Origin of the sequence: Gordonia namibiensis NBRC 108229 (genome assembly GCF_000298235.1) — a bacterium.
GTDB lineage: Bacteria > Actinomycetota > Actinomycetes > Mycobacteriales > Mycobacteriaceae > Gordonia > Gordonia namibiensis.
In genome coordinates this window covers 170826-194173 of sequence record NZ_BAHE01000019.1, presented here as the reverse complement: position 1 = coordinate 194173, position 23348 = coordinate 170826, and the positions used below count along the sequence as shown (strand labels likewise).

Sequence of the window (23348 nt, the reverse complement as noted above, 5' to 3'; positions counted from 1 at the left end):
ACCCCTCGCACAGGTGATGGTGACCGTCGTCGACCAGACCACAGCCGAATCCGGGGACGAGCATGCCGAAGCAGGAGAGCTGACCGTGACCCCGGTGGAGTCTCCGGTGGTGCCTGCGCAGTACGACCTCACCCTGACCGTCGGCACCAACCGTCGCGACAACGGGGAGGTGCGACTCGTCTACGCCACCGACCTGTTCGACGCTGCGGGCGCGCGGAGGCTGGCCGATCGGTTCGTCGACGTTCTCGAGTACCTGATCGCGTGGCCGGATGCCCCCGTGGCCGAGGCCCCGCTGATGACCCGCGCAGAACACGACGAAGTCCTCGGTTGGTCGCGGGGCGGGGTGTTGGCCGGCCCTGCGGAGGAGACTTTGATCGAGTTCGCGACGGGTAGCCTCTGATGAGAAACGGCGCAGAACGCAGCGGGCGCCCCGAAGGTGCTCGCACCGGAAACCACGGCGGTGCTCGCACCGGAAACGACGAGGAGAGTCAACGGAACGTGTCGGAGCTGAACAGGACTCACACCACGACACAGACCGCGTCGCCCTCTCCGGCTCTGGTGTTCGGCGGGCGTCGGGTGTCGCGAGACGAGTTCACCGCACGTGTCGCCGACCTCGCACGCGAGCTCATCGCGGATGGCGTCGGCCCCGAGGTCGCGGTGGGCGTCGAGATCGAGCGGTCTGTGGAGCTCCTGGTCGCCGTTCACGCGATCACCGCTGCCGGCGGACACTACGTGCCGCTCGACGCGCAGCTGCCCGACGAACGTCTGCGCTATATGGTCACGACCTCTGGTGCTCGGCTGGTCCTGGTCGCAGACGAGGCCGAGGCGGCGCGCGATCGGTACAACGGGATGGCCGCGGTCCGGATCGTGGATTGCAGCGGTCCGACGCCCGATGCCGCCCCGATCACCGACGCCGACCGGCTCGCACCCGTTCACGGTGAGACCGCTGCGTACACGATCTTCACCTCCGGCTCGACCGGTCGGCCCAAGGGCGTCACCGTCTCACACCGGGCCGTCGCCAACCGGCTCCGCTGGATGCGCGAGTGGTACTCGTTGACCGCCGACGATGTCTTCGTCCAGAAAACCCCGATCACCTTCGACGTGTCGGTGTGGGAACTCTTCCTGCCCACCGGCCTCGGCGCCACCCTGGTCATCGCGGAACCGGGTCGCCACGGAGATCCCGAATACGTCGCCGACCTCATCTCAGCCGAGTCCGTGACGGTCGTGCACTTCGTGCCGTCGATGCTGTCGGCTTTCACCGATGTCCTCGGCGACCGGGTCGGCGAACTCACCGGACTCCGTCTGCTCTTCACCTCGGGAGAGGCGCTCACTGCGGCGGTCGCCGGACCTGCGCTCGCAGCGCTCCCAGGACTCGAGATCCACAATCTCTACGGTCCGACCGAGGCGGCCGTCGACGTCACCGCCCAGCCGGTGGTAGCCGGCGATCGGAATGTGCCGATCGGCGTTCCCGTTCCCGACACGCAGACCTTCGTTCTGGATTCATCTCTGAAACCGGTCCCGGTCGGTGTCCCCGGCGAGTTGTATCTCGGGGGCGTGCAGGTGGCACGCGGTTACGCAGCGCGTTCGGACCTGACTTCCGAACGCTTCGTCGCCAACCCGTTCGGCACCCCTGGCTCACGCCTGTATCGCACCGGCGATCTGGTGCGCTGGAACACCAGTGGCGCCATCGAGTACCTCGGCCGCACCGATTTCCAGGTGAAACTGCGCGGCCAACGCCTCGAGCTCGGCGAGGTCGAGGCGGCTATCGCGGCGGCTCCCGGTGTGGTGCACTCGGCCGCCTCGGTCGTCGACGCCCCTGGCGGCCAGGTGCTCGTCGGGTACTTGTCACCTGATGACATCGACCTCGACGCGGTCCACAAGAGTGTTGCCTCGCGGTTGCCGGAGTACATGCGACCCGGTACGTGGGTCCCGCTGGCGTCCATGCCCCTGAACACCGCGGGCAAGGTAGACCGCCGTTCGCTGCCGGCCCCCGACTTCGGTGCGGCCGAATACGTGGCACCCGAGACCGCCGACGAGCAGACGGTCGCCAAACTCTTCGCCGAGCTCCTCGGTCTCGACCGTGTCGGCGTCACAGAATCATTCTTCGATCTGGGCGGCAGTTCGCTGTCGGCCACGCGCATCGCGGCTCGGGTCTCCAACGAACTCGGGGTCGGAGTGTCGGTGCGCGACGTCTTCGACGCGCCGAGCGTTCGCGAACTCGTGACCGCAGTCCGGGGGCGTGAGTCTTCGCTGCCACCCGTGCACCGCGTGGATCCGCGCCCCGAACTCATCCCGCTGTCGTACGCGCAGCAGCGGATGTGGTTCATCAACAAGCTCGACCCGGCCAGCGGTATGTACAACATCCCGGTGGTCCTGCGGGTCACCGGCGACCTCGATGTCACGGCCCTTCGCGCAGCGGTGGGTGACGTCGTGGCCCGGCACGAGACGCTTCGGACGACATTCCCGGATGCCGATGGCACGCCGTTCCAGTCGGTGCACGACATCTCCGAGATCCCTGAGCATCTGGACTGGCGACATGTCGGCTCGGTCGCCGACATCGAGGCAGCGGTCTCGACCGGTTTCGTCCTGGAGCGGGAATGGCCGGTGCGAGTGCGTGTCTGGGAGGTCAACCCGGCCGAGCACGTGATCGCGGTGGTCATGCACCACATCGCTTCCGACGGTGAGTCGTTCGCGCCACTGGTAACCGACCTGGTCACCGCTTACCTCGCGCGATCGACCGGCCAGTCGCCGGTGTTCGCGCCGCTGGAGGTGCAGTACGCCGACTACGCGTTGTGGCAGCGAGAGGTGTTGGGCTCACCCGAGGACTCGTCCTCTGTGGTCGGCCGGCAGCTCGCGTACTGGACCGAGCAACTGGCAGGCCTACCAGACGTTCTGGAGTTGCCGACGGATCGTCCGCGCCCCCAGACCGCGAGCGGTCGTGGCGCGCGAACCACCTTCGAGGTCCCGGCCGACGTCGCCGACGGGATCACGAGACTCGCCGCCCAACGGGGTGTCACCCCGTACATGGTCGTGCACGCCGCCCTGGCCGTCGTACTCGCACGACTGTCGGGCAGCGACGATCTCGCCATCGGGTCGCCGTTCGCCGGTCGCGGGCAGCGTGAACTCGAACCGCTCGTCGGCATGTTCGTCAACACTCTCGTACTGCGATCGCGCGTCGACGGTTCGGCGAGCTTCGCCGAGCTGCTCGCCGACGTCCGCAACACCGATCTGGCTGCATTCGCACACGCCGACGTCGCTTTCGAGTCGGTCGTCGAGGCGGTCGACCCGGTCCGCAGTGCGGCTTTCGCCCCGCTGACCCAGGTCTGGTTGACGGTCGAACAGGGAGCGGGCCAGAGTTCGGCTGAACTGCCCAACGGGCTGGTCGTCTCCCCGGTCGAGGACGGACCCACGCTCGCCAAGGTCGACCTCGGTTTCGGGATGCACACCGCTCCCACGGGTGATTCATGGTCGGGATCGGTCACCTATGCGACTGACCTCTTCGACGAGACGACGGTTCGCGCAACGGTGGATCGGCTGATCCGGGTGCTGGCCGCGGTCGTCGCCGAGCCCGAGGTCCTCGTCGGCGACATAGACCTTCTGGACGCCGAAGAGCGGTCGCAGATCGCGGACTGGTCGGGATCGACAACCGATCGCGCGGCGGGGCTCCGGACCGGAACCCTTGCCGATCTGGTGGAGAAGGTGGAGCCGTCGTTCATGCACTCCACCGCGGTGATCGACGGTGACCGCACCATCGACTACCAGGAGCTCACCGACCGCACCAATGCGGTTGCGCGACAGCTGATCAGTCTGGGCGTCGGTCCTGACGTCCCCGTGGCGATCTCGCTGCCGCGCTCGATGGAGATGGTGATCGCCTCACACGCCGTGATCGCCGCCGGAGGCCATTTCGTCCCCGTCTCCGTCGACGCGCCCGCGGAGCGGGTCCGCTACATCCTCGACGCCACCGGCGCCGACGTGTTCATCGTTTCCGCGCATGCGCGCGAGGCCGCCGACCGTGTGGAGCCCGGAACCGTGAAAGTCGTCGAGGTGGACGCGTCGGCTCCCTTGACCGGCGACACGTCGACCATCACCGATGCCGATCGCACCGCGCCGCTCCACGCCGACCACGCGATGTACACCATCTTCACCTCGGGTTCGACCGGTAAGCCCAAGGGCGTCACCGTGTCTCACCGCGCGGCGATGGCGATGCTGCACGCCGATCACCTCGACCACGAATTCACTTCGGCCGATGTGATCCTGGCGGTGCTCGACTTCACCTTCGACCCGTCGGTGCTCGACCTGTTCCGTCCGGTCATCAGCCAGGGCGCGCTCGTCATCGTCGGACAGGGTCAGCAGCGTGACCCGTGGGCGTTGCGGGACTACGTGATCCGGCATCGTGTCACCTCGATCATGATGGTTCCTTCGATGTTGTCGCTGATGCTCGGCGAACTGTCCGACGAGGATTTCGCGGCGATGGGTTCGGTGCGGACCGTTCAGCTCGGCGGCGAGGCGCTGCCCCCTGCCCTCGCCGATGCGATGCACCGGGTCTGGCCGCAGGCAAGCCTCCACAACCAGTACGGGCCAACCGAAACCGTCATCTACTCGACGATCGCCGAGGTCGGTTCCGGGCTCGGGGCAGTGCCCATCGGCGTCCCCACCCCGCACGGCACCGCTCAGATTCTCGACACGAGACTGCATCCGGTGCCGGTCGGCGTACCCGGTGAGCTGTACCTCGGCGGCGTTCAGATAGCGCGCGGCTACATCGGCCGCCCGGGTCTGACGGCCGAAAGGTTCGTCGCGGATCCCAGCGGACCCGCGGGTTCGCGCATGTACCGGACCGGCGACATCGTGCGCTGGCGCGCCGACGGTCAGATCGAATACCTCGGACGCGTCGACTTCCAGGTCAAACTCCGTGGCCAGCGAATCGAACTCGGCGAGATCGAGTCGGTGATCGCATCCACGCCAGGTGTCCGCGAGGTCGTCGTCACGGTCCTCGAGACCCCCACCGGCGCACAGAGTCTCGTCGCCTATGTCACCGCCGACGCCGACGTCACGGTGACCGCACTGCGTGACCACGCCGCCGAGCGGCTGCTCCCGTTCATGCGCCCCGCCGTGTGGACGCTGCTCGACGACATGCCGGTCAACGCGGCCGGCAAGGTCGATCGGGAGCGCCTGCCCGCACCGGATTTCGGCGGAGTCGACGTCGTCGCACCGGTCGGTGCCGACGAAGAAGCGGTCGCCGCGGTCTTCGCCGACATCCTCGGCATCGAGCAGGTCAGCGTCACCGAGTCCTTCTTCGATCTCGGCGGTACGTCCCTCAACGCGGCCCGATTGGCAGCGCGCGTGTCGGCTGCACTGGATGCCGAAGTCCGTGTCCGGGACGTGTTCGACGCGCCTTCCGTCCGTGAACTGGTCGAGGCCGTCGCGGGACGCAGCCCTGCGCTGCCGCCGATCGTTGCCGTCGAACCGCGGCCCGACCGGGTGCCGTTGTCGTTCGCGCAGCAGCGGATGTGGTTCATCAACCGGTTCGAACCCGGCAATGCCACATACAACCTGCCGAACGTACTGCGACTGTCCGGACCTCTGGACGTGTCTGCACTCCGAGCCGCCTTCATCGACCTCGCGATGCGACACGAGGTGCTTCGGACCACGTTCCCCGCCGTCGACGGTGTGCCATACCAGGAGGTCGCCGACGCTCAGGAGGTGGCCGCCCGCTTCGACTGGGGCACCGCGGAGTCGATGGCAGACATCCAGGCCGCGGTCACCACCGAGTTCGACCTCGCCGTCGACTGGCCGATCCGGGTCCGGCTGTGGCCGGTGGGTACCGACGAGCATGTGCTCGCGATCGTGATCCATCACATCGCTGCCGACGGTGAGTCCCTGCGTCCGCTGATCTCCGATCTGGCGGCCGCGTATAGTGCTCGACACGAGGGCTTCGCGCCTGAATGCGCGCCGCTTGGAGTGCAATTCGCGGATTTCGCGATCTGGCAGCACGAGGTCCTCGGTTCACCCGACGATGCCGGGTCGGTCATCGGCAAGCAACTCGGATACTGGCGCGAGGCACTCGCCGGGATGCCCGACGTGCTCGAACTGCCCTACGACCGGCCGCGGCCCAGAGTCGCCTCCGGTCGGGGCGGGGCCACTGCGTTCACCATCCCGGAGAATCTGGCCCGCCGCATCGGCGACGTCGCCACCCGCACCGGCGCGACGCCGTTCATGGTGCTCGACGCTGCGCTGGCAACGCTGCTCGCGCGGATGTCGGCGACCGATGACATCGCCATCGCCACCCCGGTCGCCGGCCGCGGCCGGCCCGAACTCGACCCGCTGATCGGCATGTTCGTCAACACGCTGGTCCTGCGGTCGAAGATCGATCTCGGTGAGTCCTTCGTCGATGTCGTCTCCCGGACCCGCACCACCGCGCTGGGGGCCTTCGAGAACGCCGACGTCCCGTTCGAGACCGTGGTGGACGCGGTGAACCCGGTGCGCAGCGAGGCTTTCGCGCCGCTGGCCCAGGTAATGCTCACCCTCGACCCGGGCGGAGCCGCGCGGTCGACCGGTTTTCCGGTGGGTGACCTGGTGTTCTCCGGTGTCGAGATCGACAGCCGGCCGGCGCAGGTGGATCTGACGTTCATGGTCAATTCGGCGCCCACCGGTGACTGGCAGGGCGCGGTCGTATTCGCCGTCGATCTGTTCGACGAGTCGACGGCGCACACCCTGGCCACCCGCTTCGTCACGCTGCTCGATGCGCTCACCGACGACGTGCACGTGCCGGTCGGAGACGTCTCGATCCTCGGGGCCGACGAGGCAGCGGTGATCACCGCAGGGCAGCAGGGCCTCACCAGGCCGTTGCCGACCGAGGACCTGGCGTCCGCGCTCGCCGCCAGTGTCGCCGCGTACCCCGGTCGCGAAGCGCTCGTGTTCCGGGACCGGAGTGTCACCTACAGCGAACTGGGCGCACGGGTGAACACCTTGGCCCGGCAGCTGATCGCTGCCGGTGTCGGCCCGGATGTCGCTGTGGCCGTGTGCATCCCACGGTCGGTGGAGCTGCTGGTCGCGATTCATGCGATCGTCACCGCCGGCGGACAGTACGTTCCCGTCGACACCGCCGCACCGGTCGACCGAGCCGAGTACATGGTCGAGACGTCAGGTGCGACCGTCGCACTGGTACATGCCGGACTGCCCGTCCCCGAGCCGATCTCCGGGCTCGGCGACAAGGTCAGGGTCATCGCGGTCGACGCGTCGGCTCCGATCGAGGGTTCTGTCGCGCCGCTCACCGACACCGAACGGCGTGGTCGACTGCGTCCACAGCATGCCGCGTACACGATCTTCACCTCCGGTTCGACCGGTCGGCCCAAGGGTGTGACCTTGCCGCACGACGCCGTCGTCAACCGGTTGCGTTGGGGTCTGGACGAACTGCCCATCGGTGCCGACGACATGGTGGTCCTCAAGACGCCCTACACCTTCGACTGCTCGGTCGCGGAACTGTTCGGTCCGCTGATGCAGGGTTCGCGGCTGCTGATCGCCGAACCCGACGGCCATCTCAACCCGCCGTACCTGGCCGATCTGATCGCCGACACCGGGGCGACGATGGTTCACTTCGTGCCGTCGATGCTGTCGGTGTTCCTCGAGCTCGCCGGTCCGGAACGGTTGGCGCGGCTCGACTGTCTGCGGATCGTCTCGACGACGGGCGAAGCCCTACCGCCGGCAGTGGCCGCCGAAACCCGTGCCGCGATACCGGATGCGTTGTTGTACAACCTGTACGGTCCGACCGAAGCCGCCGTCGAGATCACCTATCAGCAGCTCGACGAGATCGGTGACACCGTTCCCATCGGTGTGCCGGTGTGGAATTCGACGGCCTACGTACTCGACGGACGCCTGAACCAGGTGCCGGCCGGGGTGCCCGGCGAGCTCTACGTCGGCGGTGTCCAGTTGGCGCGTGGCTACGCCGCACGACCCGATCTCACCGCTGATCGTTTTCTCGCGGATCCGTTCGGCGAGCCCGGTGCGCGGATGTACCGCACCGGTGACCTGGTGCGCCGCAACGCTTCCGGTGAGCTGGAGTACCTGGGCCGAACGGACTTCCAGGTGAAGCTCCGCGGCCAGCGGATCGAGCTCGGTGAGATCGAGGCCGCGATCGCACAGGCGCCCGGCGTCGTGCACACCGCGGTGGCCGTCGCTCAGGCCCCGGACGGTGGCGAACACCTCGTTGCGTATGTGTCCGGCGCACCCGGCGAGACGGTTGATGTCGATGCGATCAAGGCCACCATCGCGACACCGCTGCCCGAGTACATGCGCCCGACGGTGTGGATGGTGTTGGACGAGATCCCGCTCAACAACGCGGGCAAGCTCGATCGGAAGTCGTTGCCCGCTCCCGAGTTCACCTCGAGTGAGTACGTGGCGCCGGAAACGGACGACGAGGCACGGGTCGCGGAGGTCTTCGCGGAGGTGCTCGGTGTCGACCGGATCGGCGTCACCGACAGCTTCTTCGACATGGGTGGCAACTCGCTCTCGGCAATGCGACTGGCCTCGCGGGCGGGGGTGGCCCTCGGTGCGGACATCTCGGTCCGCGACGTCTTCGACGCGCCCAGCGTCCGTGAACTGGTTGCCGCAGCCGCTACCGGAGGACGCGGCCTGCCGCCGATCGTCGCGGTCGAGCCGCGGCCCGAAACCGTTCCACTGTCCTTCGCACAGCAGCGGATGTGGTTCATCAACCAGTTCGACTGGAAGTCACCGACATACAACATCCCGGCAGTCTTGCGACTGACCGGACCGTTGGACATCGGTGCGCTGCGTAAGGCCGTGGAAGACGTCGTCGTGCGCCACGAATCCCTGCGTACCACTTTCCCCTCGATCGAGGGGCGGCCGGTGCAGCGCATTCATCCCGCCCCAGACGTTGCCGACCGACTGGACTGGGCCGAGGCCCCTGACCAGGCCGCTCTCGAGCGGGACGTGGCCACCGGGTTCGAGGTCACCAAGCAGTGGTCGATACGCGCGCGGTGGTTGCGCATCTCTGAACATGAGCACCTGTTCGCGCTGGTTGTGCACCACATCGCCGCCGACGGCGAGTCGGTCACCCCGCTGGTCACCGATCTGGTGGGCGCATACGTCGCGAGAAGTGCGGATGCCGTGCCCGAGTTCGCACCGCTGCCAGTGCAGTACGCAGATTACTCACTCTGGCAACACGAAGTACTCGGTTCTCCCGACGACCCGACAACCGTCCTCGGATCGCAGCTGGCCTACTGGCGCGAGCGCCTCACCGGTCTGCCGGATGTGCTCGACCTGCCCACCGACCGGCCCCGTCCGGCGACCGCGTCGGGTGCCGGCGCGACGGTCGACCTGCGGATCCCGGCGGGAGTCGCCGATCGGATCGTCGCGGTCGCGCACGCCAACGGCGTCACCGACTTCATGGTGGTCCACGCCGCCCTGGCGACGCTCCTCGCCAGGCTGTCCGGGACAGACGACATCGCGATCGGCACGCCGATCGCCGGTCGCGGACAGGAAGAACTCGAGCGGGTCGTCGGCATGTTCGTCAATACCCTGGTACTCCGGACGCAGGTCGCGTCCGGGGAGTCCTTCGGGGAGATGCTCGAGCGGGTCAAGACGGCCGACGTCGAAGCGTTTGCGCACGCCGACGTGCCGTTCGAGACCGTCGTCGACGCCCTCAAGCCGACGCGGTCGGGAGCCTTTGCACCTCTCAGCCAGGTGTGGCTCACCTTCGATCAGGCTGCGGGGGGCCTACCCGGCGCGGATGACCTGCCCTCAGGGGCCGTCGGCGATCTCACGATCGCGCCTCTACCGATCGCGTCGACGCCGGCGAAGGTCGACCTCCTGGTGAGTGTCGCCGCCGCCACGAGTCCCGGCGAGCCATGGCGTGCCAGGCTGACCTACGCCACTGACCTGTTCGACGAGCCGTCGGCTCAGCGGATCGGTGACTGGCTGGTCGAGTTGTTGGACGTGCTCACAGCCGACACGACTGCTCCGGTCGGCGATGCGCGGTACCTCGCAGAGTCGTCGACCAGGAAACTCACCCCGGTCTCGGGTGGTCGGGTCGCACGGCCGGAACTACTCTCGGAGACGTTCGAGAGAGCTGCCCGTTCGTGGCCCGAGCGCGTGGCGGTGACCGATGCCTCCGGGCGCTCCCTCACCTACGCGGAACTCGATGCGCGGTCGAACAAGTACGCCCGTTGGCTCATCGCCCGCGGCATCGGTCCGGAATCCCTCGTGGCGGTGGCGATTCCGCGATCGGCCGACATGCTCACCGCGATCTGGGCGGTCGCCAAGGCCGGCGGTGGTTACGTACCGGTCGACCCCGACTATCCGGCTGAGCGAGTTGCGATGATGGTTGCCGACTCCGGTGCATCCATCGGGATCACGACAGAGGTCGCCGGGCCGTTACCCCGCGAGGGGATCACGTGGCATCGCCTCGAGGACGTCGATCTCTCGGAGTTGGCGTCCGGGGCCCTGGAGGAGAGCGAGCGCCTCGCTCCCGTCCGCGTGGACAACGTCGCCTACGTCATCTACACGTCGGGTTCGACCGGCCGACCCAAGGGCGTGGCGGTGAGCCACACGGGCCTTGCCAACTTCGCCCGTGAGGAGCTCCGGCACGGGTCGGTGTCGGGTCCGGTTCGTGTTCTCGGATTCGCTTCGCCGAGCTTCGACGCGTCACTCCTCGAATACCTGCTGGCAGTGAGCTCCGGTGGAGAGATCGTCTACCGTCCTGCCGAAGCGGTCGGTGGGGCAGCCTTGGGGCAGTTCGTGAACGAACACCGGGTGACTCACATGTTCCTCACCCCCATGGTTCTCTCGACGCTCGACCCTCGAGGGCTGGACTCGGTGGAACTGGTGTTCGTCGGCGGGGAAGCGGTTCCGCAAGCGCTACAGGATGAGTGGTCTGCGGTCGTTCGGACCCAGATCATGTACGGGCCGACCGAGACCACCATCGTTGTGAGCACCAGTGAGCCGGCGCAACCGGGCGACCCGGTGCTGCTCGGCGGTCCTTACGCCGGCGTCGGGATGCAGGTACTGGACAATCGCCTGCACCCGGTACCGGTAGGTGTCCCGGGGGAGCTGTACGTCACCGGCCTGCACCTGTCACGCGGCTACCTGAACAGGTCAGATGTGACTGCGGAGCGGTTCGTCGCCGACCCCTTCGGGTCGGACGGTTCGCGAATGTATCGCACTGGAGACGTCGTGCGTTGGGCGCGTACCGCCGACGGCGCACTGGCTCTCGTCTTCTCCGGTCGCGCGGACGACCAGGTCAAGCTGCGCGGTCTCCGGATCGAACTCGGTGAGATCGAATCCGCACTCACCGCGCACCCCGCGGTCGACTCCGCGGTCGTCATCGGCGTGGGCGGCGCGGTCGCGTCGTCCCTGGCCGCCTACGTGGTGACCACCGGGGACGTCGCCGACGAAGAGCTCCGCGAGTTCATCGGCCGGCGACTCCCGTCCTTCATGGTCCCGGCAACCCTGACGCGTCTCGATGCGTTGCCCATGACGCCCGTCGGCAAGCTCGACAAGGCCGCCCTGCCCGAGCCGGTGGTGGTGACCGCAGACCACGTCGAACCCGAAACGAAGAACGAAAGGGTCATCGCGGAGGTCTTCGCCGACATCCTGGGTATCGAACGCGTGTCGGCAACCGAGTCGTTCTTCGACCTCGGCGGAAACTCGCTGTCGGCGACCCAGGTCGTGTCGCGGGTGCACGACCATGGCCTTCCGCTCGAACTCCGTTGGCTGTTCAGCGATCCCACCGTCCGTGAGTTGGCCCGACGCATCGACGAGGGCGGTGCACGCGGGAACGACGTGCTGATCACCCTGCGCGGCGACGGCGCCCGGCCGCCGCTGTTCTGTGTGCATCCGGCCGGCGGCCTCGCCTGGTTCTACGGTGGTTTCGCGCCGTACATCTCCGATCGGCCGATCTACGGCCTGCAGGATCCTCACGTCGTCAACGGTGAGGACTCTGCGACCGACGCGCACGAACTCGCCGCGCGTTATGTCGAGGAGATCCGCCGGGTGCAGCCCGAAGGCCCGTACCACCTGCTCGGGTGGTCGATCGGCGGGATCATCGCTCATGCGATGGCCACACGCCTGCAGGCGGTCGGTGAACGCGTCGCCTACCTCGGCATCATGGACACCACACCGGCGGTCGACGGGGAGGTCCCCGCAGCGGTCGTCGAGGAGGAGTCCGCGACGAACCCGGACCACGCCGCCGACATCCTGGGCGGCTGGCGCGATCTGTTCGATCTCGACGACGCGGTGAAGGCGGAGAGTGCGGAAGAGGTCGCCGACATCGTGCGGACGCAGATCGCCGGGATGGGTTTGCTCGCCGAGGACGTCGTCGACCGCGTGATGGACAGCTTCGCCGTGTCCGCGGACATGCTGTTGGCCTACCGCCCGCAGCAGTACGTCGGCTCGGTCCAGATCTTCACCGCGACGAATGACAAGGAGAACCCGGCCGCGATCCCCGAGGGGTGGCGGGCGCACGTCTCCGGGCCCATCGACAACACCGATGTCCCGACCCACCACCTCGGCATGACCGACGCCGCGTCGCTCGCGGTCATCGGACCGCGGGTCGAGCAGGCACTCGCGAACGGCGAGTCGGGTATCGATTCGCCCGAGTAGACCGGATGCCGGACGAGGCAATCTATCCCGACGCTAGAAACAGATGAGGAGACATTGATGACCAATCCATTCGATGACGAGGACGGCCGCTTCTTCGTGCTCGTCAACGACGAGAACCAGCACTCGCTGTGGCCGACCTTCGCCGACATCCCGGCGGGCTGGACCAAGGTCTTCGGCGAGGACAGCCGTGCCGCTTGCCTCGAATACGTCGAGCAGAACTGGACCGACCTGCGGCCGAAGAGTCTGATCGACGCGATGGAGGCAGATCGGGCAGGGGAAGCCGCGAAATAGGTCATCGCCCGATCCCCGTGATCCATTCGAGACCTCGATCGGATGAAAGTCACCGATCGTGGCGGGGTCATGGCCCGTAGGCGCCGTGATCCGGGATCGGGTTGCCTACGATTGACACGACCGTGTTCCGAGCCGACCGACGTCGGCTCCCGACGATAGGTACGACTATGACGAATCCATTCGATGACGAGGACGGCCGCTTCTTCGTGCTCGTCAACGACGAGAACCAGCACTCGCTGTGGCCGACCTTCGCCGACATCCCGGCGGGCTGGACGAAGGTCTTCGGTGAGGACAGCCGTGCTGCTTGCCTGGAATACGTCGAGCAGAACTGGACCGATCTGCGGCCCAAGAGTCTCATCGAGGCCATGGAGGCCGACAAGGCCGCCGGATCCTGATCCGGTTTGTCCGGAATCGACCTACCGGAATATCGGGACGATTCCGCGCGAATAACAACTCAACGAAACAAGAGTGATGAACTGCCGTAACTGACGCCTCAGCAGTAACATGGAGTCACATTCTCCACGCAGAACCGCTTGTGGAATGTGCCACAGATGCTGAAGCAAGAGTCCCCATATTTCGTGGGGTAGGGCACACTGTGTTGAAGGGCCGCAACGTACCAATGTCTGGGGAGGCAGGGACGCCGCGGTCACGCCATTATGGGCGGGGGGGAAGGTAGTCACTCATGAACGATCTAGTGCACGACATCCAGGATCGTGGCGCGATAACGCCGAAGCTGACCGCAGTTCGGTTGGGCGACAAGGCACTCACCTACGGTGAGCTCGCACATCGAATCGATGAATACGATCATGTGTGTTCCGCGCATGGCATGTCTCAGGCTGCTGCGTTCTACGCCGCCCTGATGAACTGCCTGCCGACGCTGGGCGAAGTTCAACCGCTGGAGGCCCGAATGCAGGTCCTCGGCGAGGTCGAAGCCTGGCTGGGGCGCGGGCGGGGAGCGGTTGCGCCGGCGCGTACCCATCTACGTGCGGTGAGTTAGTCTCCGCACCCACAACTTGAATCGAGACCTGCCCGGTACAGCCGGGCAGGTCTCGATGTCTCTATGGGGCCGAGGATTCGACGACACGGGCCGGTCGTCAGAGCGTCAGAGACCGAAGACCAACGCCAGAAGCAGCAGAATCGGCCCGCCGACGACTACGCTGCCGACACCGCACACGATCCCGGTGACGGCGCGGCCGGTTCCCTTGCGGTTCATCGGCGCCCGGTTGATCTGCTTGATACCGACGATTCCCGAGACGATGGCGACCATGCCGAGAATCGCGCCGAGTCCGAGGGCGAGGGTCATGGGAATCGCGATCAGACCGGTGGTCAGCGCCAGCGACGCGGCGGGTGCGACCGTACGCCGCGCCGCGGGCGGCGAATACGGCAACGGCCGGACGGCCGGGGTCGGCCGTGAACCGACGAATGGCACCGGCCGCCCGCCCGAGAGCCGAGCGGGTGCGGAAGAAGTGGAGCCGAGAACGGGACTCTGCTCGACGGAGTTCTGCAGGCCCCAGAAGTCGCCCACCGGTGGGAGGGCGGCGTGATCTTCCGGCGCGGGGCGGAGACGGGTCTCGACACGTGTGGCGGGCCGTGGGGCGGGACCGGATGTCGAGTGTAGGGCAGGAGGCGCGGCCTCTACTGCGGCGTCCGGCACGACCGGGAGTGCATTGTCGTCGAGATCGTTGACCGCGGGCCATCGCTCATGACGTTCGGTGATCGCCGGTGAGAACGGCTGGGTGGGAATGTCGACGCGCACGGCACCTCCTCGCTCGCCGGCTCGCGGGACGGGCCGTACCCGGGCGAGTCTACCGGCGACGAGGAGGTGCCGGCCGGTGTCAGTGGTCGGTCGCCATTCCGGCGAGCTGGGTGACAGCATCGCCGCTGAGCTTCCATCCGCCATCGGCGTCGACATAGGTGAGCTTGATGTCGACCGGGGCCGGGGCATGAGGGCTGGCGACGGCCACCGTGGCGACGGCCTTGTTGTCACCGTCCTTCGACACGTCCTTCACGGTGTAGACCTCGGGGGTGTAGCCGGCGGCCGACGAACCCTTCGCGAAGGCGATGAGCGCAGCCTTGGTGGCGGGGTCCGAGGTGTCGACGACCGAGTCGAGCTCGTCGGCAGGGGTTGCGGGGTCGACGGCCTTGCGCAGGATGTCCTGGGCCTTCGAGTCGCTGAGGCCGGTGACCTCGTCGATCGCGTCGCCAGCGGCGGTGGAGACCTCGGATGCGGCGGACTCGACTGCGGTCGACACCTTGCTGGTGGCCTCGTCCACGTCCTCGGACGAGCAGGCGGTGGCGACGAACAGCGCGGACCCGGCCAGGGCGATGGCGGCGACGGACTTCCGGATCTTCATTGATTCCCCTTCATGCGACGCCTCCGCGGTCGGTACCGCGGAGTAGTAAGCCAACACTAACCCAGCGATCAGGGGGAATTAATCGGACCGCGGTCCGGTTATGGTGGTCGAGGCTGCCAGGGCAGCGCGATCGTACGCAACGAAAGGCGCGACATGCAGTTCGGAATCTTCAGCGTCAGCGACATCACGACGGATCCCACCACGGGCCGGACACCCACCGAGAACGAACGGATCAAGGCGATCGTCGAGATCGCCAAGAAGGCCGAGGACATCGGCCTCGACGTGTTCGCCCTCGGTGAGCACCACAACGAGCCGTTCTTCTCGTCCTCGCCGACGACGACCCTCGCCTACATCGCGGCGCAGACGGAACGGCTGCAGCTCAGTACCGCGACCACGCTCATCACCACCAACGACCCGGTGAAGATCGCCGAGGACTTCGCCATGCTTCAGCATCTCGCCGACGGCCGCGTCGACCTGATGCTCGGGCGCGGGAACACCGGACCGGTCTATCCGTGGTTCGGTCAGGACATCCGGCAGGGCATCCCGCTCGCGATCGAGAACTATCACCTGCTTCACCGGCTCTGGACCGAGGACGTGGTCGACTGGGAGGGGAAGTTCCGGACGCCGCTCACGTCGTTCACCTCGACCCCGCGCCCGCTCGACGGCGTGGCCCCGTTCGTGTGGCATGGGTCGATCCGTAGTCCGGAGATCGCCGAGCAGGCCGCGTACTACGGCGACGGTTTCTTCGCCAACAACATCTTCTGGCCCAAGGAACACTTCCAGCGGCTGATCGCCTTCTACCGGGAGCGCTACGAGCACCACGGCCATGGCAAGGCCCACCAGGCCATCGTCGGCCTGGGCGGCCAGTTCTTCATCCGGCCGCGGTCCCAGGATGCGGTGCGGGAGTTCCGGCCGTACTTCGACAACGCGCCCGTCTACGGTCACGGCCCGTCGCTGGAGGACTTCACCTCCCAGACGCCGCTGACGGTGGGCAGCCCGGCCGAATTCGTCGACAAGACACTGTCGTTCCGCGAGAGTTTCGGGGACTACCAGCGACAGTTGTTCCTCGTCGACCATGCGGGACTGCCGTTGAAGGTCGTCCTCGAGCAGCTCGACCTGCTCGGCGAGGTCCTGCCCGAGCTACGCGAGGGGTTCGCTCAGGGCAGGCCCGCCGACGTCCCGGACGCGCCGACCCACGCCTCGCTGGTGGCCGCCCGCCGCGAGGGCGAGAAGATCGAGGTGCGGTCATGAACGGGGGTGCGGTGCGCCTCGTGGCGGTGAACGGCGGGCTCTCCGAACCGTCGTCGACGCGGATGTTGATCGACCGAATGACGGCGGCGGTGACCGACGCCCTCGGCGAGCGGGAGGCCGCCGTCGAGGTCGAGGTGATCGACCTGCGCGATCTGGCCGTCGACCTCGGCCGCGCCGTGACCGTCGGGTTCGCCTCCGGACAGGCCCGCGCCGCTATCGACGCCGTGGAATCCGCGGACGCGTTGATCGTGGCGTCCCCGGTCTTCAACGCCTCCTACAGCGGACTGTTCAAGATGTTCTTCGACCTGGTCGACGTGGACGCGATGTCCGGCAAGCCCGTGCTCATCGCCGCCACCGGCGGCAGCCCGCGGCACTCCATGGTGCTCGATCACGCGCTGCGCCCGCTGTTCTCCTACCTGCGAACCGTGATCGTGCCGACCGGGGTGTACACGGCGTCAGAGGACTGGGCGGGCGCCGAGTCGGCCGGCGGTTCCGGTCTGAGTGGTCGAATCGACCGTGCGGCAAACGAACTCGCGGGGCTCATCGAGCCGCGGGCCGCGGGTGGTGCCGCGTCAGACACCCGGAGTCGCGTCGGCGACACACAGCACGACACGCGTGGTACGGGACCCGACGTGCGCCAACAGACGATCGAGGCGGCGGGCATCGCCAACTTCGCCCGGTTGCTCGGCCCTTCGTGATGGCCTCCCCGGGAGCGGGGCTCGGCGTCAGGCGCGGCCCGGAGTGTTCTTCCGGGGACGTAGCCGAGAGTGCGGCAAAGCGGGTGCGGGCAGGTGCTGGATGTCGCCGTCGTAGCCCCGGACCTGACCGAACCGTTCACTGTGGGCCATCCACTCCTCGCGGAATCCGACGATCTCGTCGTGCGTGCGGCCGATGAAGTTCCACCACATCACGATGTCCTCGCCGAATGGGGTGCCGCCGAGCAGGATCACGCGGGCGGTGTCGTCGGAGACGTTGGTCAGCGTCAGTCGCTGTGCGCCCACTCCGACGTAACCCAGTTCGGTGCGCTGGAGAGGTGCAGCGTCGGTGTCGGCCACCTCGATCGTCCCGGCGTCGACGAGGATGCCGTGCTCGAAGGTGGGATCGACGTCGAGGTCGACGGTCGCGCCGGGCACGAAGTCGAGCTGGGCGCCGAGCAGCGGCGTGAACGTGTGCACCGGCGATCGGGTGCCGAGCAGCTCGCCGAGGAACACCTTGGCCGTGACCCCGTCGAGTACGACGTCGTCCGGGCGGTGGTGGGCGAAGTTCCGTGGGGTGTCGACGGCATCGGCAGGAAGCGCGGTCCACAGCTGTACGCCGTGCAGGACCGTGGTCTCCGGCGTCGACACCTCGGTGTGGGCGATGCCGTGTCCCGCGGTCATCAGGTTGATCTCGCCGGGGCGGACCATCGCGTGGTTGCCCATCGTGTCGCGATGCTCGACTTCGCCGGTGAACAACCAGCTGACCGTCTGCAGGCCGGTATGCGGATGCGGCGGCACATCCATCCCGCCGGTACTCGCCACGTCGTCGGGCCCGTAGTGGTCGACGAAGCACCACGCGCCGATGAGCGACCGCGAGCGTTGGGGGAGGGTTCGGTGAACGGTCATCGCGCGCGGACCGCCGAGGGGTACGTCGCGTGCGGTGAGGACCTCCAGATGAAGGTGCCCGGACCTGGTCGCGCTCTCGGCGTCGGTGCGGCATTCGACCTCGGCCGGCTGGGCCTCCAGATTGCTCATGGCGACCATTCTCCCCGGCGTCGGGACCCCCGGTGCCGGGAACCGCGACTCAGACGACGGTCGGGTTCTCGAAACGCATGGTGATCTTCTGTACCGAGCTGGTCATCAGTGCGTGCCGGCCGAGCCGCAGAGAGCGGACTTCGGCGGCGATCGGGTGGTCGCCGAGCGTGAGGCTCGCCCCGCCGAGGCGGGTGCGGGTCCCGCTCACCGAGGTCAGGCGCCAGGGCGTGAGCCGGGTGACGCCGTCGAGTTGGGAGTAGGCGTGCAGCACGGTGTCTGCGGTCGTGTCCGGGACCTTGATCCCCGGTTTGATCCGCAGGTCGGCGATCAGCGAACCGTCTGCCTCGAGCCGACCGTGCCGGGTCGACGAGGCGTGGTCGACGTCGAACTCGGCCAGGGTCTTGGGGAAGCCCCAGATCCCGCGCCCGGCCGCGAGGGTGAAGTCACCGTCCACCGGGAGGCGGTGCACGAGAGCGCGCGCGTCGCCCTTCGCGAGCGAGCGGAGCGCGCGGAGAGGCGAGGTCGGGGGTTGGGACGGGTCGTCGACGAGGAAACAGACACCGAACTCGTTGTACGGCCCGAGGTCGCCGTCGACGTAGTCGACGAAGACCAGCATGCACATCGCACGTCCCGGTCGGATGCGCAGCGGACGCAGGGTGCCCGGGCGTGCGGACTCGCTGTCGATCGCACGCTGGACCGCGGCCGCGTCTGCGGTGAAACCCGCGACGAAGCACTGCGCGTGCCGGATCTCGACGGGCATGGTCACCGTGGTGCCGAGGATGTCGTGGGACGAGGGTGCGGTCACCGGTACTCCTTCTACTGGTCTGACGTGGGGTCTTCCGGAACGGTTCGACGCAAGACTAGAACGTGTTCTAGTCTTGCATGATCAGGTCGTGGAGACGTCGGAGAAGGCGGATGTCCTCCATCCTGTGGACACCGGAAGCGACAAAACGAGAAGGATTGTCGCAGGTCCCGGCCGGAAACCGGCCGATGTCCGACTTGTCGTATACGGTTCGCCTCGTGTGCGGTCGCGCCACGCTGTGTAATTGCTGAGAGACGTGTGCAGGCCGCCCGGTGAGCCGACGAAAGGGGGCGTCGTCGATGCCCGAGGGTAACGTCGCATCGCCGCACCGAAAGGGTGCCGCACCCAGCCAGGCGCAGACGGCGAGGTGCACGCGGTGACGACGCACGACGTGGCGGCGGTGGACCGTGCCATCAGAGTGGGGATGGTCGATGACCATCGCTCGCCGATCTGGGGGATCGAGCGGGTGCTCGACCCCGTCGACGACATCTCGCTGGCGTGCTCGGCGTCCACGGTTGCGGGCGTGCTCGCGGGAATGCCACTCGATGTCGTGCTGCTCGATCTGCGCCTCGACGACGGCACCACGCCCAGGGAGAACGTCAACACGCTGTCCGCGGCCGGTGTTGCCACGGTCATCTACACATCCGGCGAGCATCCGGCGCTCCTGCGGTCGGCGGCTCGAGCGGGCGCGCTCGGAGTGGTGCTGAAGTCGGCGGAGGAGTCCGTCATCATCGACGCCATCCGGGCGGCCGCCGAGGGGCGGGCGGTCCTCACCACCGAGTGGGCGGCCGCCATCGACGGCGACCCCGAGCTGGCCGCGGTTGATCTCTCGCCCCAGTTGCAGAAGGTGCTGGCCCTGTACGCGTCGGGGGAGACGTCGGCGCGCGTGGGAGCGGCCCTCGGTGTGTCCGCCGAGACGGTGAACGAGTACCTCAAACGCATTCGCCAGAAGTATGCAGACGCCGGCAGGCCGACCCGGACCAAGGTCGATTTGTTCAAGCGTGCGGTGGAGGACGGCTGGCTTCCGGTGCCCCAACGGCACCGGAGCCGAGGTCCGTCGGAACGTCGACAATAGGTCGATCCGGATCGGGTCCAGGGACTACCCGGTTCGGAATCAGTAGGCAAAAAAGGGGAACGGTGGGGATTCAGTGGTCGATCGGCGCCGGAACAGTAGAAGTCCCCATTTCTGGGTCTACCGGGCGACCGACAGCAGCACTACTTTCAGATCATTGGGAATACGCGTGGAGCGTGCGGCGTCGGGGGACGTGGGCGATGCGCCAGAAAATAGGGGATGGACCAGTGACGGCCACTTCAGAGTTCTACCGAACCGCACAGTCCCGGGGGGCCGTGGACCAGCGTCGTGTCGGCTCGCCGGAAACGATGCTCCACAACGGCATCGCCCGGCTTGCCGACTATCGCCCGGCTGTCGACCGTGCACCGGCGGCGCTGCCGCGGCCGAGCCTGTCCGACCGTGAGGTCGAGGTTCTGCTCGCCTGGCTCGCTGCCGAGTCGAAGGAAGAGGCGGCAGCCCGACTCTTCATCTCGGCGTCGACCGTGAGCACCCACCTCGCACGCATCCGTGCCAAGTACACCGCGGTGGGCCGTCCGGCGCCGACGAAGACCCATCTCTTCGCGCGCGCACTCCAGGACGGATACACCAGCCTCGATCGCTGGTGAACCTCTGACGCTCGACCTGCGGTGGTCCCCGAGACGGGGTTCAGCGCAGGTCGCGCGCCAGTTTGGGCCAGGTCGCGTACAGGTCGTCCTGCCAGTAGCCCCACGAGTGGGTGCCGGTCGGCCGGAGATTCACCTGCACGGGAAGCCCGAGGGAGCGCATCCGCTGCACCATCTGACGGGTGCAGATGTCGATGGCGACCTCGATGCCGCCACCCACGACAGCCTGGTTGACCAGGTCGAAGGCGCTGCCGTCGATGCTCGGGTCGCCCAGCTGCTCGTGTGAGCCCGGTAGTCCGGTACCGCTGGTCATGTACACGTTGGTTCCGCGCAGCTTCTCGGCGTTGAGATACGGGTCGTTCGCGCGCCACCCGGGTCCGTCCAGCGGGCCCCACATGTTGACCATGTTCGCCCCGCCACGATCCTCGACGACCATCCGGATGTACTGCTGTCCGACCGGATCACTCGTCCTCGCGCATCCGCTGAACGCGGCCACGGATCGGTACAGGCCCGGCGCGGCGATGGCCAGGTTAAGCACCGAGGTCCCCGCCATCGAGATGCCCGCCAGGGCGTTCGCGCCGGTGGTCGGGAACTCCTCGTCGATGATCGGCGGGAGCTCCTCGGTCAGGAACGTCTGCCACTTGTTGCGGCCGAGTACCGGGTCGTCACGCTGCCAGTCCGTGTAGTACGAGAAGGCGCCACCGATCGGCGTCACGACGTAGGCGTTCTTGTCGGCGAAGTACCTCTTGTACGTGGTCCGCGCATCCCACGTCGCCGAGTCCTCGCCGCCGCCGGCGCCGTTGAGCAGGTACAGAACCGGGGCGGGTCGAGACCGGTCGCGTGGGGTCAGGACGGTCACCGCGACCGACCGGTCCATCGCCGCCGAGTGCACCAGCAGCGTCGTCTGCTGGGGGTCGTCGGCGTAGCGATCGATGACCTTTGATCCGGGTGCCGCACCGGCGGGTGGCGAGGCCACGAAACCGAGTGCGGCGAGTAGCGCCGACACCGTCATCAGGACCGTCCAGAACCGTCTGCCGTTCACGTCCACCGCGCCCCACCTGTCTTCTCTGTTTTCCACCTCTGCCGACGCAGGTCACGCCGGGCGGCGAAGTGGCCCCGTCGTCAGTGTAGGCATCGAATACAGGCGGACCGGGCGGTACCGCTTCGGCTCAGAGCGGGACTTGAGCCAGGATCGGCGTGGTCGGCTGCGGGGAACCACCCGCGGGCTCGATGGTCACCGCCAGAACCTGCGAGTCCCCGAGATCGTCGACGACGACGGGTTCGGTGTCGCCGCCGGGGATCAGACCGGCCGGGATCGGATTCTCCGATCCGCCCACCAGCCAGAGCTGGAAGGTGCTGTCCGGTGAGAGTGGACTGCCCACGTCCCGGATCAAGGTCACCGCGCGTCCGGCGGTCGCGGAGGTGATGACGGTGATCGTGCCGTGGTCGTCCGCGAGGGATTCGGCCGTGACGGTCGCATCACCGGCGGCGAGGACCGTGAGGACCTCCTGTTGCGTCTCGCCGACCGCGATCGCCGCGGGTGAGGGCTCCGGTGCCGTGGTGCGGCCGATGAGCACGCCGGCGCCGAGGGCGACGGCGACGGTCGCCGCGGCGGCGGCGAGCACGGCTGCCTTCCGCCGCGGACTCTGTCGGCGTCCGCCGATGGGGACGGGCTGGGGTGTCGTCGACGGTTCCGGGCCGTCGGTCTCGGCAGCCTCGTCGAAGACATGGGTCAGCACCCGGCGCCGAAGATCAGAGGGCGCCTCGAGGGCGTATGTACTCGCGAATCCGGCCATGGTGGTGTGGATCTCGACGATCCGGGCCTCATAGGCCGATCGCACATCCGGCGGCAGTGCGGCGAGTTCCCGTTCCGCGCGGAGGGTCTCCTCCGGGGTCAGGGCGGAAACGGCATACAGCTCGATGTGGTCGTCGAGCCAGGCGGACATTCGGTCGTCGGGCTCCGCGTCGGTGGTTGTCATGGCCAGGTCAGGCATCCTCCTGCGTCCTCAAGCACTGTTTCAGGCGGCGAAGGCCGTCCCTGATGCGGGACTTGACGGTGGGCAAGGGGGTCTCGGTCTGCTGTGCCACCTCCGGGTAGGTCAGACCGCCGAAGTAGGACATCTCGATGGAGCTCCGTTGCAGATCGGTCAGCTCGCCGAGGCATGTGCGTAGCGTACGCGCCTCGTCGGCGTGGACAACCACCTCGAGCGGAATGTTGCGTGGGGTTTCCACGGAGACGGCGCCGTAGTCCGACATCCGGTCCTGCTGGAGCTGTTCGCTGCGTACGCGGTCAACGGCCCGGCGATGGGCGATGGTCATCATCCACGTGAGGACCGACCCCCGGGCGGCGTGGTACTGGTCCGCCTTCTGCCAGTACTGGAGGTAGGCCTCCTGCACGATCTCCTCCGCGTACTCGCGGTCGCGGACGACGCGGAACGCGAGTCCGTAGATGCGTGAACTCGTCAGGTCGTACAGGCGTGTGAACGCGGCACGATCCCCGGTGGAAGCCGATTCGAGAAGATCGCGCAACAAACGAGATTCGTGTCCACGTCCGTGGTCCGCATCGGGGGTCGCGCCGCCGTCGTCCGATGTCACCTCATCACGGTAACCGGAACGGTCGGAACTTCT

At 67.5% G+C, this 23348-nt stretch carries 15 protein-coding genes and 1 pseudogene; 9 read left to right on the top strand and 7 right to left on the bottom strand.

Annotation, left to right across the window (positions count from 1 at the left end; translation table 11 throughout):
- The 5 genes and pseudogenes from GONAM_RS12075 to GONAM_RS12055 all read left to right on the top strand — a co-directional run.
- Nucleotides 1–400 (top strand): condensation domain-containing protein (locus tag GONAM_RS12075; RefSeq protein ID WP_006867037.1); only part of this gene is annotated, 400 nt, incomplete at its 5' end.
- 98 nt (nucleotides 401–498) lie between these two features.
- A pseudogene (locus tag GONAM_RS12070) lies at nucleotides 499–12615 on the top strand (non-ribosomal peptide synthetase); the annotation flags it as partial.
- 57 nt (nucleotides 12616–12672) lie between these two features.
- Nucleotides 12673–12906, top strand: coding sequence for an MbtH family protein (locus GONAM_RS12065; protein ID WP_006867035.1), 234 nt, complete (start codon nucleotides 12673–12675; stop codon nucleotides 12904–12906).
- A gap of 167 nt (nucleotides 12907–13073) precedes the next feature.
- The gene (locus GONAM_RS12060) at nucleotides 13074–13301 is read left to right on the top strand and encodes an MbtH family protein (protein WP_006867034.1); all 228 of its coding nucleotides are present in this window, start codon (nucleotides 13074–13076) and stop codon (nucleotides 13299–13301) included.
- A 287-nt stretch (nucleotides 13302–13588) separates the two neighbouring features.
- Nucleotides 13589–13903, top strand: coding sequence for a hypothetical protein (locus tag GONAM_RS12055; protein ID WP_006867033.1), 315 nt, complete (start codon nucleotides 13589–13591; stop codon nucleotides 13901–13903).
- A gap of 105 nt (nucleotides 13904–14008) precedes the next feature.
- On the opposite strand, the gene GONAM_RS12050 is transcribed toward GONAM_RS12055, so the two are convergent.
- Nucleotides 14009–14662 (bottom strand): hypothetical protein, encoded by a 654-nt coding sequence (locus GONAM_RS12050; RefSeq protein WP_006867032.1) that lies wholly within the window; start codon nucleotides 14660–14662, stop codon nucleotides 14009–14011.
- A 79-nt stretch (nucleotides 14663–14741) separates the two neighbouring features.
- Nucleotides 14742–15260 (bottom strand): MTB12 C-terminal domain-containing protein, encoded by a 519-nt coding sequence (locus GONAM_RS12045; RefSeq protein WP_006867031.1) that lies wholly within the window; start codon nucleotides 15258–15260, stop codon nucleotides 14742–14744.
- A 153-nt stretch (nucleotides 15261–15413) separates the two neighbouring features.
- On the opposite strand from GONAM_RS12045, the gene GONAM_RS12040 reads away from it, so the two are divergent.
- Both GONAM_RS12040 and GONAM_RS12035 read left to right on the top strand, forming a co-directional pair.
- Nucleotides 15414–16511: an LLM class flavin-dependent oxidoreductase gene (locus GONAM_RS12040; protein WP_006867030.1), complete on the top strand. Its 1098-nt coding sequence runs from the start codon at nucleotides 15414–15416 to the stop codon at nucleotides 16509–16511.
- On the top strand, nucleotides 16508–17209 hold the full coding sequence (locus GONAM_RS12035; RefSeq protein WP_006867029.1) for an FMN reductase: 702 nt from the start codon (nucleotides 16508–16510) through the stop codon (nucleotides 17207–17209). Before GONAM_RS12040 ends, GONAM_RS12035 begins: the two co-directional genes overlap by 4 nt.
- Nucleotides 17210–17236: 27 nt before the next feature.
- Here GONAM_RS12035 and GONAM_RS12030 read toward each other — a convergent pair whose 3' ends face one another.
- Both GONAM_RS12030 and GONAM_RS12025 read right to left on the bottom strand, forming a co-directional pair.
- Complete coding sequence (locus GONAM_RS12030) at nucleotides 17237–18244, bottom strand: pirin family protein (RefSeq protein ID WP_006867028.1); 1008 nt, start codon at nucleotides 18242–18244, stop codon at nucleotides 17237–17239.
- A gap of 49 nt (nucleotides 18245–18293) precedes the next feature.
- Nucleotides 18294–19049 (bottom strand): acetoacetate decarboxylase family protein, encoded by a 756-nt coding sequence (locus GONAM_RS12025; protein ID WP_006867027.1) that lies wholly within the window; start codon nucleotides 19047–19049, stop codon nucleotides 18294–18296.
- A gap of 421 nt (nucleotides 19050–19470) precedes the next feature.
- Here GONAM_RS12025 and GONAM_RS12020 point away from each other — a divergent pair, with 421 nt between their 5' ends.
- Nucleotides 19471–20121, top strand: coding sequence for a helix-turn-helix transcriptional regulator (locus GONAM_RS12020; protein WP_051992546.1), 651 nt, complete (start codon nucleotides 19471–19473; stop codon nucleotides 20119–20121).
- A gap of 224 nt (nucleotides 20122–20345) precedes the next feature.
- Nucleotides 20346–20723, top strand: coding sequence for a LuxR C-terminal-related transcriptional regulator (locus GONAM_RS12015; protein WP_006867025.1), 378 nt, complete (start codon nucleotides 20346–20348; stop codon nucleotides 20721–20723).
- Nucleotides 20724–20763: 40 nt separating this feature from the next.
- Here the strand turns inward: GONAM_RS12015 and GONAM_RS12010 are convergent, their stop codons facing one another.
- The 3 genes from GONAM_RS12010 to sigK form a co-directional block, all read right to left on the bottom strand.
- On the bottom strand, nucleotides 20764–21768 hold the full coding sequence (locus GONAM_RS12010; RefSeq protein ID WP_006867024.1) for an alpha/beta hydrolase: 1005 nt from the start codon (nucleotides 21766–21768) through the stop codon (nucleotides 20764–20766).
- A gap of 121 nt (nucleotides 21769–21889) precedes the next feature.
- Nucleotides 21890–22714 (bottom strand): anti-sigma factor, encoded by an 825-nt coding sequence (locus tag GONAM_RS12005; protein WP_006867023.1) that lies wholly within the window; start codon nucleotides 22712–22714, stop codon nucleotides 21890–21892.
- Nucleotides 22707–23315 (bottom strand): ECF RNA polymerase sigma factor SigK, encoded by a 609-nt coding sequence (sigK, locus tag GONAM_RS12000; RefSeq protein WP_040536243.1) that lies wholly within the window; start codon nucleotides 23313–23315, stop codon nucleotides 22707–22709. Before sigK ends, GONAM_RS12005 begins: the two co-directional genes overlap by 8 nt.
- Between the last annotated feature and the right edge of the window lie 33 nt (nucleotides 23316–23348).

What these genes read in the sequence shown, in the direction of transcription:
- GONAM_RS12065 (WP_006867035.1), top strand. Translation starts at nt 12,673, where the DNA reads ATGACCAATCCATTCGATGACGAGGACGGCCGCTTCTTCGTGCTCGTC.
- GONAM_RS12060 (WP_006867034.1), top strand. Translation starts at nt 13,074, where the DNA reads ATGACGAATCCATTCGATGACGAGGACGGCCGCTTCTTCGTGCTCGTC.
- GONAM_RS12055 (WP_006867033.1), top strand. Translation starts at nt 13,589, where the DNA reads ATGAACGATCTAGTGCACGACATCCAGGATCGTGGCGCGATAACGCCG.
- GONAM_RS12045 (WP_006867031.1), bottom strand. Translation starts at nt 15,260, where the DNA reads ATGAAGATCCGGAAGTCCGTCGCCGCCATCGCCCTGGCCGGGTCCGCG.
- GONAM_RS12040 (WP_006867030.1), top strand. Translation starts at nt 15,414, where the DNA reads ATGCAGTTCGGAATCTTCAGCGTCAGCGACATCACGACGGATCCCACC.
- GONAM_RS12035 (WP_006867029.1), top strand. Translation starts at nt 16,508, where the DNA reads ATGAACGGGGGTGCGGTGCGCCTCGTGGCGGTGAACGGCGGGCTCTCC.
- GONAM_RS12030 (WP_006867028.1), bottom strand. Translation starts at nt 18,244, where the DNA reads ATGAGCAATCTGGAGGCCCAGCCGGCCGAGGTCGAATGCCGCACCGAC.
- GONAM_RS12020 (WP_051992546.1), top strand. Translation starts at nt 19,471, where the DNA reads ATGGTCGATGACCATCGCTCGCCGATCTGGGGGATCGAGCGGGTGCTC.
- GONAM_RS12005 (WP_006867023.1), bottom strand. Translation starts at nt 22,714, where the DNA reads ATGCCTGACCTGGCCATGACAACCACCGACGCGGAGCCCGACGACCGA.